The 13,322-nt window shown below is 74.1% G+C and carries 13 protein-coding genes; 12 read left to right on the top strand and 1 reads right to left on the bottom strand.

The window, feature by feature from the left end; genetic code table 11:
- Nucleotides 1-13: 13 nt before the first annotated feature.
- From O7600_RS11995 to O7600_RS11955, 9 genes are all read left to right on the top strand, one after another.
- Nucleotides 14-1,489: a hypothetical protein gene (locus O7600_RS11995; protein ID WP_281593665.1), complete on the top strand. Its 1,476-nt coding sequence runs from the start codon at nucleotides 14-16 to the stop codon at nucleotides 1,487-1,489.
- A 10-nt stretch (nucleotides 1,490-1,499) separates the two neighbouring features.
- Nucleotides 1,500-2,960, top strand: coding sequence for a type VII secretion-associated serine protease mycosin (gene mycP / locus O7600_RS11990; RefSeq protein ID WP_281593664.1), 1,461 nt, complete (start codon nucleotides 1,500-1,502; stop codon nucleotides 2,958-2,960).
- Between the two features lie 339 nt (nucleotides 2,961-3,299).
- On the top strand, nucleotides 3,300-4,019 hold the full coding sequence (locus O7600_RS11985; RefSeq protein WP_281594132.1) for a TIGR03936 family radical SAM-associated protein: 720 nt from the start codon (nucleotides 3,300-3,302) through the stop codon (nucleotides 4,017-4,019).
- A 130-nt stretch (nucleotides 4,020-4,149) separates the two neighbouring features.
- Nucleotides 4,150-7,272 (top strand): Rne/Rng family ribonuclease, encoded by a 3,123-nt coding sequence (locus tag O7600_RS11980; RefSeq protein WP_281593662.1) that lies wholly within the window; start codon nucleotides 4,150-4,152, stop codon nucleotides 7,270-7,272.
- Between the two features lie 119 nt (nucleotides 7,273-7,391).
- Nucleotides 7,392-7,865 (top strand): hypothetical protein, encoded by a 474-nt coding sequence (locus O7600_RS11975; protein ID WP_281593661.1) that lies wholly within the window; start codon nucleotides 7,392-7,394, stop codon nucleotides 7,863-7,865.
- A gap of 188 nt (nucleotides 7,866-8,053) precedes the next feature.
- Entirely contained in the window at nucleotides 8,054-8,371 is a 318-nt protein-coding gene (rplU, locus tag O7600_RS11970) for a 50S ribosomal protein L21 (protein WP_099164006.1), read from the top strand.
- An 11-nt stretch (nucleotides 8,372-8,382) separates the two neighbouring features.
- The gene (rpmA, locus tag O7600_RS11965; RefSeq protein ID WP_281593660.1) at nucleotides 8,383-8,637 is read left to right on the top strand and encodes a 50S ribosomal protein L27; all 255 of its coding nucleotides are present in this window, start codon (nucleotides 8,383-8,385) and stop codon (nucleotides 8,635-8,637) included.
- An 89-nt stretch (nucleotides 8,638-8,726) separates the two neighbouring features.
- Nucleotides 8,727-10,181 carry a GTPase ObgE gene (obgE, locus tag O7600_RS11960; RefSeq protein WP_281593659.1) on the top strand — a complete coding sequence of 485 codons (1,455 nt, stop codon included), beginning with the start codon at nucleotides 8,727-8,729 and terminating at the stop codon, nucleotides 10,179-10,181.
- A gap of 59 nt (nucleotides 10,182-10,240) precedes the next feature.
- Nucleotides 10,241-10,690 (top strand): GNAT family N-acetyltransferase, encoded by a 450-nt coding sequence (locus O7600_RS11955; protein WP_281593658.1) that lies wholly within the window; start codon nucleotides 10,241-10,243, stop codon nucleotides 10,688-10,690.
- Nucleotides 10,691-10,723: 33 nt separating this feature from the next.
- On the opposite strand, the gene O7600_RS11950 is transcribed toward O7600_RS11955, so the two are convergent.
- Entirely contained in the window at nucleotides 10,724-11,200 is a 477-nt protein-coding gene (locus tag O7600_RS11950; protein ID WP_281593657.1) for a DUF4383 domain-containing protein, read from the bottom strand.
- A gap of 196 nt (nucleotides 11,201-11,396) precedes the next feature.
- Here O7600_RS11950 and O7600_RS11945 point away from each other — a divergent pair, with 196 nt between their 5' ends.
- Genes O7600_RS11945 through O7600_RS11935 form a run of 3 tightly spaced genes read left to right on the top strand, consistent with a single transcriptional unit; the run spans nucleotide 11,397 to nucleotide 13,301 of the window.
- Nucleotides 11,397-12,182, top strand: a complete 786-nt coding sequence (locus O7600_RS11945; protein WP_281593656.1) for a hypothetical protein — start codon at nucleotides 11,397-11,399, stop codon at nucleotides 12,180-12,182.
- A 31-nt stretch (nucleotides 12,183-12,213) separates the two neighbouring features.
- Nucleotides 12,214-12,666, top strand: a complete 453-nt coding sequence (locus O7600_RS11940) for a phage holin family protein (RefSeq protein WP_099164010.1) — start codon at nucleotides 12,214-12,216, stop codon at nucleotides 12,664-12,666.
- Nucleotides 12,663-13,301 carry a DUF3618 domain-containing protein gene (locus tag O7600_RS11935; protein WP_281593655.1) on the top strand — a complete coding sequence of 213 codons (639 nt, stop codon included), beginning with the start codon at nucleotides 12,663-12,665 and terminating at the stop codon, nucleotides 13,299-13,301. Before O7600_RS11940 ends, O7600_RS11935 begins: the two co-directional genes overlap by 4 nt.
- Nucleotides 13,302-13,322: the final 21 nt, after the last annotated feature.

Here is a 13,322-nt window from a genome sequence, read left to right as displayed (position 1 = left end):
GGGGGAGTCGGTCATGGCAGGAGGCACCTGGGAGCGCTGCGTCCGTGAGGTGACGCTGTCGGCGGACCCGGAGACCGTCGGGTCCGTGGGGTCGGGCTGGAGCAACCTCTCCACCGCGCTCGGCTACCTGCGCGACTCGCTGGTCGGGCGCTCGTTCGTGGGCCCGGTCGCGCCCGGTCAGGAGCGCCCGCACAGCGGCGGCCTGCCCGGCCTGCTGGCCGGGTGGAAGGGCAGCGGCGGCGACGCCTACCGCGAGCACCTGACCACCATCGGCAAGGACATCGAGGAGCTGATCACGCACGCCAGCGGCGTCAGCGGCGCGCTCTCGCGAATCGAGGGCGACATCCGCACGGCGGTCGCCAGCATCCCGATCCCGCTGATGGACGACTTCGGCTGGAACGAGTGGAGCCTGCCCGGCGGCACCGAGCTGGACGACGCCCGCGACGGCGAGAGCCAGTCCGGTTTCCTCGCCGCGCTGCGCAAGGACTACCAGGCCAACCAGTCGCTCTACGCCGACGGCGCGTTCCGCGACAAGGCCGACGACCTGGAGGCCACCATGAAGGTCGACGGCAACGCCGGCGACCAGAAGCGCGGCGGCTGGTGGGACACGAAGTCGCATCTGGACAACTGGTACCGGGACAACCAGGAGGCGGCCAACAAGGCGATGTCGCCCCTGCCGGTCGCCGTGGAGACCGAGCGCCCCAAGCTGGACGTGCCCCGGCCGAACACCCCCATCGATGACGATTTCCGCCAGGACACCCGTACCCCGCCCTCCGGCCTGCCGGACACCGGCTTGCCGGGCGGCGGCGGTGGAGGCGGCGGTGCCGGCGGCACGATGCCCTCGCTCGGCAGCACCGGGATCGGCGGTGGCGCCGGCGGCGGAGGTGGTGGGGGCTCGTTCACGCCCCCACCGACCATCGGCGGCTCCGACCTCGGCGGTGGTTCCGGCTCGTACACCCCGCCGGTCACCGGCGGCGTTCCCGGTTCCGGCAGCGGCTATCCGGGCTCCGGCGACCACGACTACGGCACCGGTCTGGCCGGCGCGGGCGGGCCGGGCACCATCACGGCCGGCGGCCCGGGCACCGGCTTCGGTGGTGCCGGTGGCGGGCTGAGCGGCGGTGCCGGTGGCGGCTTCGGCGGCGGTGGGGCCGGTCTCGGCTCGGCCGGCGGCATCGGTGGCGGTGGCCTCGGCGCGGCCGGCGGGATGGGCGTCGGCGCGCTGCCCGGCATGGTGGGCGGCGGCAACGGCAAGGTCCCGCCGCTGACCAGCGCGGCCAACGCGTTGCGCAGCGCCACCGGCGCGGGCGGCATGGGCGCGGGCGGCGCCCGGGGCGGCACGGCCGGCGCCGGGATGATGGGCGGCGGCATGATGGGCGGGCACGGCGGCGCCGGGCACGGCGGCGGCGGTGGCGAGCACTCGTCGTGGTTGACCGAGGACGACGATCCGTGGGGCGCCGGTGACGGCGCGACCCCGGGCATCCTGCGATGAGGACGGACGGATGAGGGTCAACGTCGGCGCGCTCCGGCCGGTGGCTGCCGGGGTGCTGGCCGGTCTGATGGTGCTGGGGGCCGCCCAGCCGGCGGCCGCCGCGCCGCGCCGGGCCGAGCAGTGGTATCTCGACGAGCTGCGGATCGACCGGGCGCACCAGATCTCCACCGGTCGGGGCGTCGTGATCGGGCTGGTGGACACCGGCGTCGACGCCGACCACCCGGATCTACGCGGCCGGGTGCTGCGCGGGGCCAGCACCCGGGACACCGGCGACGGTCGGCGCGACCCGGACGGTCACGGCACCCACATGGCCGGAATCATCGCGGCTAACGGCGCCGGCGTGGACGGCATCGCGCCGGACGCCCGGATCCTGCCCATCCGGAAGCCGCCCGGCGACTCGTTCACCGTGGAGGACTCCGCGACCGGCATCCGGATGGCCGTCGACGGCGGCGCCAAGGTGATCAACCTGTCCTACGGCGCCACCGGTGCCGTCGACGAGGGCGAGGTAGCCGCGGTCCGGTACGCGCTGGAACGCGACGTGGTCGTGGTGGCCGGCGCCGGAAACGTCCGGCAGCTCGGCCCGGACATCGCCGCGCCCGCCAAGTTCCCCGGGGTGATCGCGGTGACCGGCACCAGCCGGGGCGGCGGCTTCTGGAGCGGCTCGGCACAGGGCCCGGAGGCGGTGATCGCCGCGCCCGGGGACGAGGTCTACAACATCAGCCGGGACGGCGGTTACGGCTGGGGCGACGGCACCTCCGACTCCAGCGCCATCGTGTCCGGCGTCGCGGCGCTGATCCGGTCAAAGTACCCGAAGCTCTCCGCGCCCGACGTGATCAACCGGATCATCCGTACCGCGCGGGACGCCGGCCCGCCCGGCCGTGATCCGCGGTTCGGGTTCGGCCGGATCGACCCGGTGGCGGCGCTGACCGCCGACGTCCCGTCGGTGTCGGCGAACCCGCTGCTCGGCGCCGCCGCGGCCTCGCCCAGCGCGGCCGCGCCACCGGCCGCCGCCGAGGACGACAACTTCGACGTGACCAAGTACGGCGACCGCGGCGGACCCACCGACCAGCAGGTGATGGTCGTCGGGATCGGCATCGCGGTGGCGCTGGTGGTGCTGCTGGCACTGGTGGGGTTCCTGATCTGGAACCGGCGCCGGCACCGCCGCGAGCTGACCCGGGCGGGTGACATTCCGGACGAGGTGCTCGACCGGATGGGCGCCGGCGGGCACGGCCCACCGGTCCCGGCCGGTCACCCGGCCGCCCCGTCGGCCGGCTACGCCCAACCCGGCCCCCACTCCGGTCCGGGTGCCCACCCTCAGCCCGGGCAGTACCCCCAGCCGGGCCCCTACGCCCAGCCGGGTGCGAGCGCCAACCCGCCGCCGGCTCACGGGCAGCAGTTCCCACCCGGCCAGAACCCGTGGGCCCCGCCGCCCGCCGCCCCCGGCCCCACCCCGCCGGACACCCCCCGCTGACCCCCGCAGCCCCGCCCACCCCACCCCACCCCACCCCCCGCCCCACCCCTCGCGCGTCGATCAGGAGGTTGACGGCACCAACGGAGATCCACTTTCCCGCCAACCTCATGATCGACGCCGGGGTCAGGGTCGGGGTCGGGGTCGGACGCCGGAGGTCGGGGGCGGGCCGGGGTGGGAGGGTTCGGGGGGGTTTGACCCGGGGTGTGGTGGCCCCGGTCGCGGGGTGCGGCTGGGGCTGCGCCAGGATGGGGCGGACACGCAGGCACAGCCGAGGAGTTCACGATCGCCAGAAAGCCTCAACCCGAGGGCGGCCAGGCCCCCGTCGTCCAGCGGGTCCGCATCCGGTACGCCAAGCGGGGACCGCTGCGGTTCACCTCGCACCGGGACTTCGCCCGGGCCTTCGAGCGCGCCTTGCGCCGGGCCGGCGTACCGATCGCCTTCTCTCAGGGTTTCACCCCGCACCCGAAGATCTCCTACGCCTCCGCGGCGCCGACCGGCGTGGCCAGTGAGGCCGAATACCTGGAGATCGGGCTGCGGGAGCCGGTCGATCCGGCGGCGCTGCGGGCCGCCCTGGACGCCGCGCTCTCGCCCGGGCTCGACGTGCTCGACGCGGTCGAGGCCAACGGCGGCAGCCTGGCCGACCGGATCGAGGCGTCGCGCTGGCGGATCGAACTGCCCGGGGTGGAGCCGAGCGTGCTCGGCGCGGCCGTGGCGGCGTTCACCGCCGCGGAGGAGATCCAGGTCGAGCGGATGACCAAGCAGGGCCGGCGGACGTTCGACGCCCGCGCTGCGGTGATCGCCATCGATGCGTCGACGTCGTCTGAGACGCCTTCCGAGGCGGCGGCGGCACCATGTGCGATACTCGAACTGGTCGTGCGGCAGGTCACCCCGTCCGTACGGCCCGATGACGTCCTTTCCGGCCTCCGCGTGGTGGCCGACCTGGAGCCGCCGGTCACCCCGAAGGTGATCCGGCTGGCGCAGGGCACGCTGACCGCGCAGGGCGAGATCGTCGATCCGTTGGACGCGGATCGCGACGGGGCAGCCATCGGAGAGCACTGACCGACGGTCAGCGCTCTGGCAGGCAGACTTCGGCGGTCGCGCACCTGCGCGCCCGGCGGAAACACCTTTGCGGCAACCCTGCGTGGCAGCGCTCAACCGCGCCCGGGGCAGCCAGAACTGGAGAACGTCCATGCTCGAGAACGAGCCCGAGGGCGGCGAACGGACCGGCGCAGAGCCGGCCGAGGCGTCCGCCGCGACCACCGCCGACAGCGCCGCCACCACGGACGGCGCCGCCGAGGCGAAGCCGCCGGCCCGCAAGCGGGCCTCCCGCCGCAAGGCGGCTCCGCTGAACCAGCCGGAGCAGACCGACGCGCCGGTCGAGGCGTCCGCCGCGGCCGTGGGCAGCGGCGAGTCGCCGCAGGCCGAGGTGTTCGCGCCGGTGGCGGGAGAGTTGGACACCGCGCCGAAGACCACCCGCCGACGCCGCAAGGCGACCCCGGCGAAGGCGGTCGAGGAACCGGTGGCGGCTGCCGGGGTGGAGGCCACCTCGGCCGAGGTCGTGCCGCCGGTCAAGGTGACCCGTACCCGTCGTCGCAAGGCCACGCCGCCCGCGGCGGAGGCCGCGCCCGCGGTCGAGTCGCCGACCGAGGCGCCCGCGGAGGCCGTCGGGCCGGCGGTGGAGCCGCACGCGGTGGCCGAGCCGCAGGCCGACGCCGTGGTCGACGGGCCGGTCTCGGCTCCCGGAAACGCGGGTGAGATCGCCGAGGGTCGGGCCGCCCTCGCCGCCGAGGAGGACGCGATCGGCGAGGACGCCGAGGACGAGCCCACCCCGGACGAGGCCGCGCTGCCCCGCACCGACGAGGCCACGCTGGCCCGGGCCGGTGGGCTGTCGGACGCCACCGGCGCGGTGTCGACCGGCGCCGCCGTTCCGGGCGCCGCCGAGGAGCCGGCCGAGGCGCTGGCCGAGGAGCGGCCGACCACCGGCCGCCGTCGGCGGGCCGCGCTCAGCGCGCCGACCGTCCTGTTCATGCCCCCGCAGCCCGACGAGGTGCCCGCCGTCCGGGTCACGTACCCGGTCGCCGAGGAGCCGGTGGAGGAGCCGGTCGAGACCGGTCGGCGCCGGCGTCGTGGTCGCCGGGAGGCCGAGCCGGTCGAGGCCGAGGTCGAGGTCGAGGCCGCCGAGGAGGAGGCCGCCGAGGTCGAGGAGACCGACGAGGACGACGAGGCCGCCGCGGCCCGTCGCCGTCGCCGCCGCGGTCGCCGCGGCCGGGGCCGGGGCAAGGGCGGCGCCGAGGAGTCCGAGGACGAGGACGTCGAGGAGTCCGGTACGGCGGAGACGGCCGACGCCGAGGCCGAGGAGGCCGCCGAGGAGGAGGAGGCGGAGGGCGAGGGGATGACCCGTCGCCGTCGTCGCCGCCGTCGTCGGGGTGCGGGGGAGGCGGAGACCGCCACCGAGGACGGCGTGCCCACCGTCGTCAAGATCCGTGAGCCGCGCAAGCCGGTCGACGAGGTGCAGGGCGTCTCCGGCTCGACGCGGCTGGAGGCCAAGCGGCAGCGCCGGCGGGACGGTCGCGAGCAGCGGCGCACCCGGCCGCCGATCCTGAGCGAGTCGGAGTTCCTGGCCCGCCGTGAGGCGGTCGACCGGGTGATGGTGGTCCGCCAGCGCGGCGACCGTACCCAGATCGCCGTGCTCGAGGACGGCGTGCTGGTCGAGCACTACGTCACCCGCAACTCGTCCGGCACCATGGCCGGCAACGTCTACCTGGGCAAGGTGCAGAACGTCCTGCCCAGCATGGAGGCGGCGTTCGTCGACATCGGGCGCGGACGCAACGCCGTCCTGTACGCCGGCGAGGTCAACTGGGACGCCACCGGCCTGGAGGGCCGGGCCCGCTCGATCGAGCAGGCGCTGCGCTCCGGCGACTCGGTGCTGGTGCAGGTGACCAAGGACCCGATCGGACACAAGGGCGCCCGGCTGACCAGTCACATCGCGCTCTCCGGCCGGCACCTGGTCTATGTGCCCAACGGCAACGCCTCCGGGATCAGCCGCAAGCTGCCGGACACCGAGCGCAAGCGCCTGCGGGACGTGCTGAAGAAGCTGGTGCCGGACGGCGCCGGGGTGATCGTCCGGACCGCGGCCGAGGGCGCCAGCGAGGACGAGTTGGCCCGCGACGTCAAGCGTCTCCAGGCGCAGTGGGAGGACATCCAGGCCAAGGCGGCCTCCGGCGGCGCCCCGGTGCTGCTCTACGAGGAGCCGGACCTGGTCATCCGGGTGGTGCGGGACCTCTTCAACGAGGACTTCCGCGAGCTGGTGATCGAGGGTGAGCCGGCGTACGACCTGGTCGAGTCGTACCTGTCGCACGTCTCGCCGGACCTGGTGGCGCGGCTGCGCCGGCACGCCGGCGTCGCCGACGTGTTCGCCGAGTACCGGATCGACGAGCAGATCCTCAAGGGCCTGGACCGCAAGGTGTTCCTGCCCTCCGGCGGTTCGCTGGTGATCGACCGGACCGAGGCGATGACGGTCGTCGACGTCAACACCGGCAAGTACACCGGCTCCGGCGGCAACCTGGAGGAGACGGTCACCCGCAACAACCTGGAGGCGGCCGAGGAGATCGTGCGCCAGCTGCGGCTGCGCGACCTCGGTGGCATCGTGGTGATCGACTTCATCGACATGGTGCTGGAGTCGAACCGGGAACTGGTGCTGCGCCGACTCACCGAGTGCCTCGGCCGGGACCGCACCAAGCACCAGGTCACCGAGATCACCTCGCTCGGCCTGGTCCAGATGACCCGCAAGCGGATCGGCGCGGGCCTGCTGGAGGCGTTCAGCGAGACCTGCGAGTGCTGCAAGGGCCGGGGTGTGATCATCCACACCGAGCCGGTGCCGGAGAAGCCGCGTGGCGGTGGCGCGGGGGACAAGGTCAAGGCGGTCGCCTCGGCGGTCGCCACCGCGCCGGTCGAGGAGAAGGGCCGTCGCCGGGGCCGCAAGGCCGCCGCGGAGAAGCCGGCCGTGGAGGCCGCGCCGGAGTCGCCGGCCGCCGAGTCGCCGGCCGCGCCGGAGCGGACCGTCGCCGAGGTGGTCGAGTCCACCGACGACGACTACTACGACACCCAGGGTTACGACCTGTCCCGGTTCGAGACGGACACGCCGGCCGCCCCGGCGGTCGCGGACAGCCAGGAGGGCGACTCGGCCCGGCTGGCCGCCGCCGACGACCCGGACGCGATGGGTGACGGGGAGAGCGACGACGAGAGCGCCGAGGGCGGCACCTCGCGGCGGCGGTCCCGCCGTGGCGGCGCGCGGCGGCGTACCCGGCCGTGAGCCGCTGACCTGCGCGGCGTTTGACAGGGCCCCCGCTCCGGCAACAGAGTGCCGAGCAGGGGCCCTGCCGTTTCCCCGTCGACCCCCGGTCGGGCCGGCTCGCCCCGGAGGGAGGACTCATGCGTCGGGTGTTCGCGGTCACCGCGCTGACCGGACTGCTGCTGGCGGGCGCGGGCTGCGCCGACCGGAGGGACGACCCCTTCGCGGTCGGCTTCGCCTCACCGGCCCCGGCCGCCACCTCGCCCGCTCCGGCTCCGACCGCCACCGGCGACGCCGGTGTCTGCGCCCGGGCCAAGCAGGCCGGCTCCGCGGCGGTGCAGACGTACGTGTTCAAGCTGGCGGAGATGCTGCGCGCGGGCGGCACCGGGGACCGGAGCCGGGCGGACGCCGCCGAACGGGACGCGGAGGCCGCGCTGGCGGGTTGGCGGGACGTCCTGCGGGAGCAGTCGGGGCGGGCCACCGACGCGCGGCTGCGGACCCTGCTGGCGGACCTGGCCACCGAGGTGGGCGGGCTCGGCACGGACGTGCGGGCGATCGACGAGACGGAGTTCGACCGACTCCAGGGGCGCCTCGACCAGCTCTGCCCGGCCTGATCGGCGGGCCCGGTTTGGGCGGCGGGCCGGGTATGGCGTACCCTTGCCTGCGGCGCACTTTGGTGTGCCGAGTTCCCGCGTGCCCGCGCCGCCGGTGTCACGGCTCCCGGCGAGACGCCGTGGGAACGACCGGCCGGTGACGGTCGGTGAAGACGCCAGCAGCCTCAACGACAGGGAGTCCGCCTCCGATGTACGCGATCGTCAAGACCGGCGGCAAGCAGTACAAGGTCGCCGAGGGCGACGTGATCGAGGTCGAGAAGCTCGCCGGTGCCCCCGGCGACGCGGTGAAGCTCACCGCGGTGCTCCTCGTCGACGGTGACGACCTGGTGACCGACGCGGCAAAGCTCGCCAAGGTCGCGGTGTCCGGCGAGATCGCCGCGCACACCAAGGGCCCGAAGATCCGGATCCACAAGTTCAAGAACAAGACCGGCTACCACAAGCGTCAGGGTCACCGGCAGCCGCTGACCCAGATCAAGGTGACCGGCATCTCCAACAGCGGGAAGTAGGTCGTCCTCCAATGGCTCACAAAAAGGGTGCGTCCAGCTCGCGTAACGGCCGTGACTCCGCGGCCCAGCGGCTCGGCGTGAAGCGCTTCGGTGGTCAGGTCGTCAGCGCGGGTGAGATCCTCATCCGTCAGCGTGGCACCAAGTTCCACCCCGGTGACCTGGTCGGCCGTGGCGGCGACGACACGCTGTTCGCCCTCGCCGCAGGTTCCGTGCAGTTCGGCTCCAAGCGCGGTCGCAAGACCGTCAGCATCGTGCCGCAGCAGTAGTTCGAAGGCGAAGCGGGCCGCGGACCTCGGGTCCCGGCCCGCTTCGCTTTTCCACGTGCGGGGCGGACCCCGCTGGAAGGATTGGCGTCGTGACGACGTTCGTTGACCGGGTCGTCCTGCACATGCAGGCCGGCGACGGCGGGCACGGCTGTGTCTCGATCCACCGGGAGAAGTTCAAGCCCTTCGGCGGCCCGGACGGCGGCAACGGCGGCCACGGCGGCAGCGTGTCGCTGGTGGTCGACGCGCAGGTCACCACGCTGCTCGACTTCCACTTCCGGCCGCACCTGAAGGCCGACAACGGCAAGGGCGGTGCCGGCTCGAACCGGGACGGCGCCAACGGCCGCGACCTGGTCATCAAGGTGCCCAACGGCACCGTGGTGCAGAGCCTCGACGGCGAGGTGCTGGCCGACCTGGTCGGGGTGGGCACCACCTTCGAGGCGGCCCGCGGCGGTCGGGGCGGCCGGGGCAACGCCTCGCTGGCCAACGCCCGCCGCAAGGCCCCCGGCTTCGCCGAGCTGGGTGAGCCCGGCGACAAGCTCGACGTGGTGCTGGAGCTGAAGAGCGTCGCCGACGTCGGCCTGGTCGGCTTCCCGTCGGCCGGCAAGTCCTCGCTGATCTCGGTGATCTCGGCGGCCAAGCCGAAGATCGCCGACTACCCGTTCACCACGCTGGTGCCGAACCTGGGCGTGGTGCGGGTGGACAACCACACGTTCACCGTCGCCGACGTGCCCGGCCTGATCCCGGGCGCGGCCACCGGCAAGGGCCTGGGCCTGGAGTTCCTCCGCCACGTCGAGCGTTGCGCGGTGCTGGTGCACGTGGTCGACACCGCGACGCTGGAGCCGGGCCGCGACCCGCTCGCCGACATCGACGCCATCGAGTCGGAGCTGTCCCAGTACGGCGGGCTCGCCGACCGGCCCCGGCTGGTCGCGCTGAACAAGGTCGACGTGCCGGACGGCAAGGACCTCGCCGACATCGTCCGCCCCGACCTGGAGGCCCGCGGCTTCCGCGTCTTCGACGTCTCCACCGCGACCCGTGAGGGGCTGCGCGAGCTGACCTACGCGATGGCCGAGCTGGTGGAGGAGGGCCGCCGCGCCGCCCCGCCGGCCGAGCCGACCCGGATCGTGATCCGGCCGAAGGCGGTCGACGACGCCGGCTTCACCATCGAGGTCGAGGCGGACGGCTCCTACACCGTCCGGGGCAGCCGGCCGGAGCGCTGGGTCAAGCAGACCAACTTCGACAACGACGAGGCCGTGGGCTACCTGGCCGACCGGCTGGCCCGCCTCGGCGTGGAGGAGAAGCTGGCCAAGGCCGGCGCGCAGGCCGGTGACCTGGTGCGCATCGGCGAGCGCGAGTTCGACTGGCAGCCGACGCTCTACGCCGGCGTCGACTTCGTCCCCGGCAACCGGGGCACCGACGTGCGCCTGGAGGAGAAGTCGAACCGCCCCTCGGCCTCCGACCGGCTGGCCGCGCGCAAGGCCCGCCGGGTACGGCCGGAGGACGAGATCGAGGCGGCCCCCGCGCCGGCGGAACCGGACTCCGAGTAGCCGTTTCGGGGTCGGTGCCCGGAAACCTCAGCGAAATCCGGTCGCCCTACCGTGGCCGGATGCTGATCGAATCCCGACCCGCCACCGATCCGGAGATCGCCACGCTCGTCGTCGCCCAGCAGCGTGAGCTGCGCGATGCCGACGGCGGGCTGGACGGGCAGGTCACCGTCGTGCACGGCGACATCCGCTACCTCGCCGCGGTGGTGGGTGGCCGGGCGGTCGGCTGCGGCGGCCTGCAGGCGCTCGACGCGGACACCGGCGAGCTGAAGCGGATGTACGTGCGGCCGGCGTACCGGGGGCGGGGCATCGCCCGGCAGTTGCTGGGCGCGCTGGAGGAGTTGGCGTTCCGGCAGGGGCACCGCACGGTGTGCCTGGAGACGGGCACCTACCTGCCGGCCGCGATCGCGCTCTACCGCTCCAGCGGCTACCAGCCCGTGCCGGTCTACGGCGAGTACGTCGACAACCCGTACAGCGTCTGCTTCGCCAAGCAGCTTCCGGTCGCCGCCTGACCCGCGCGTTTCCACCGGGCGTGTCGCCCCTGGTCAGGGGCGGTCGATCGGGGTGTCCAACCGGCTCCCGGTGCCCATCTCGTTGTTCAGCAGCAGACCGGAGGCGAGCATGCCGAAGCCGAGGAACAGGTGCAGCCAGTTGTCGGCGTCGTTGAGCGGGATGACGTTCGCGGAGGTCTCCCGGTCGATGAGGAAGCCGTAGAGCCACAGCACCAGGTAGAGCGCGCCGCCGCCGGCCAGGAACACCCGCGCCCCGGCCAGCCGCCGCGCCATCACCAGGCCGACCAGCCCGAACAGCAGGTGCAGCAGGTTGTGCAGCACCGACACCTGGAACAGACCGAACAGTTTCGCCTCCGAGTGGTGCCCGGCGAACGCCAGGTCCCCGTAGTGGGTGGTGACGCCGGGCACGAAGCCGAGCACGCCGATCAGCGTGAAGACGGCCGCCGCCGCGAGCGCCACCTTCTGCACCGCCGGCCGGGCCGACGGACGTCCGCGCACGTCACGTGCCATCCCTGTCACCCCCGTGAGCCCACGCCGCCCGGGCGGGCAGGCACCCCATTCTGTGACGGGGGCGGGTCGGTTCCGCAGAGAAATGACGAATCAGGCATGGACCCGACGACCGGGGGTAGGGCCCTTGTCACGCGGAAAGCAATTCGCGTGACCCCCCGAAGACAACCGCGAGGAACGCACGAGCGGAAGGGACACCATGACTCACGATCTTTCCCCCACGTCCGCCACGTACGAGTCGACGAACGGCGGCGGCGTGCGCGACCAGGCCCGGCAGGTCGGCTCCGACGCCGCAGGCGCCGGTGGCGCGGTCGCCCAGACCGCCAAGCAGCAGGGCCAGGAGGTGGTGGGCGAGGCCAAGCGGCAGGCCCGCGACCTCTACGGCGAGGCCCGCAACCAGGTCACCTCCCAGGCCGGTCAGCAGCAGCAGCGCGCTGCCAGCGGCCTGCGGTCGTTGGCCGACGAGATGCGCTCGATGGCGCAGCAGGGCGGCGGCTCCGGCCCGGTCACCGAACTGGCCCACCAGGCGGCCGAGCGGGTGCACGGCGTCGCCGGCTGGCTGGAGCAGCGCGAGCCGGGCGACCTGCTCCACGAGGTGAAGAGCTACGCCCGCCGCAACCCGGGCACGTTCCTGGTCGGCGCCGCGCTGCTCGGCGTGGTCGCGGGCCGGCTCACCCGGAACATCGCCGCCGTGGGCGACGACGACGGTGGCGTGCGGCCGGCGTACGACCCGGAGCGCACCGCGGTCCTCCCGACCACGCCGACCGTGCCCGCCCAGACCCCGCCGGGCGGCTACCTCGACCCGACGCCGGGCAGCTACGCCGAGCCGGACCCCGGCTACTCGGCGCCCGGCGCGGCCTACCCGGGTGGCGGCGCCCCGAACACCTGGGCCGACCCGGCCGGCGGCACCGGCCAGCCGCTGCCGCCGCCGAGCCAGACCGACCCGCTGCCGGGCGTGCCGTCGACCGGCGCTCCCCGCCCGTGAGCGGCCGGACCGGCGGAAGGGAGACCACGGCATGACCGTGCCGACGCAGGACCCCGGCTACCAGGCGACGGGCGCGCCGCACCACGCCGACGAGGTGCGGAGCAGCTCGATCGGTGAGCTGATGAGCCAGGTCACCGGCGACCTCTCCACGCTGATGCGCCAGGAGGTCGAGCTGGCCAAGGCCGAGATCCGCCAGGAGGGCAAGAAGGCGGGCAAGGCCGCCGGCTTCTACGGCGGCGCCGGCTTCGGCGGCTACATGGTGGCGCTCTTCGTCTCCATCGCGGTGTGGCAGTTCCTCGACAACGTCATGGACTCCGGCCTGGCCGCGCTGATCGTGGCCGTGATCTGGGCCGTCGTCGCCGCCGTCCTCTACTCGAAGGCGAAGCGGAACGCCGAGCAGATCCGTGGCCTGAAGCAGACCAACGACAGCGTGCAGCGCATCCCCGACGCACTCAAGCCGCACCCGGAGGGAGTCACCCGATGAGCACCGATCCCGACCAGATCCGCCGGGAGATCGAAGCCACCCGCAACAACCTCAGCTCGGACGTGGACGCCCTGGCGTACAAGGTCAGCCCGGGCCGCATCGTCGACGACCGCAAGCAGCGCGTGCGCAGCGCGCTGACGAACGTGAAGGACAAGGTGATGGGAACCGCTTCCGACCTCGGCCACAGCACCGGCCACGCCGCCCACTCGGTGGGCAATCACGCCTCCTCGACGGCGTCGACGGTGGGCGACAAGGCCCACTCCGCCGCCTCCGCGGTGAGCGACGCCGCGCACCGCGCGCCCCACGTGGTGCGGCAGAAGTCCGAGGGCAACCCGATCGCCGCCGGCGTGATCGCCTTCGGTGTGGGCATGCTGGTCTCCTCGCTCATCCCGGCCACCCGGCGGGAGCAGCAGCTCGCCGCGCAGGTCAAGGAGAAGGCGACCGAGCACGGCGGCGTGGTCAAGGAGAAGCTCGGCGAGGTCGCCGGGGAGCTCAGGGAGGAGCTGCGCGAGCCGGCGCAGCACGCCGCCGAGTCGGTGCGGTCCACCGCGCAGGAGGCCGCCCAGGCGGTCAAGGACGACGGCCGCAGCGCCGCGCAGGACGTGCGGGAGAGCGCCCACCAGGCGCGCTCCTGACGGAAGCTTCCGCGTCAGGCG

Source organism: Micromonospora sp. WMMA1998 (assembly GCF_027497375.1).
In the GTDB taxonomy this organism is placed as follows: Bacteria; Actinomycetota; Actinomycetes; order Mycobacteriales; family Micromonosporaceae; genus Micromonospora; species Micromonospora sediminicola.
Note: the sequence above shows the minus strand (reverse complement) of the source record. Positions and strands in the feature narration are given on the sequence as shown.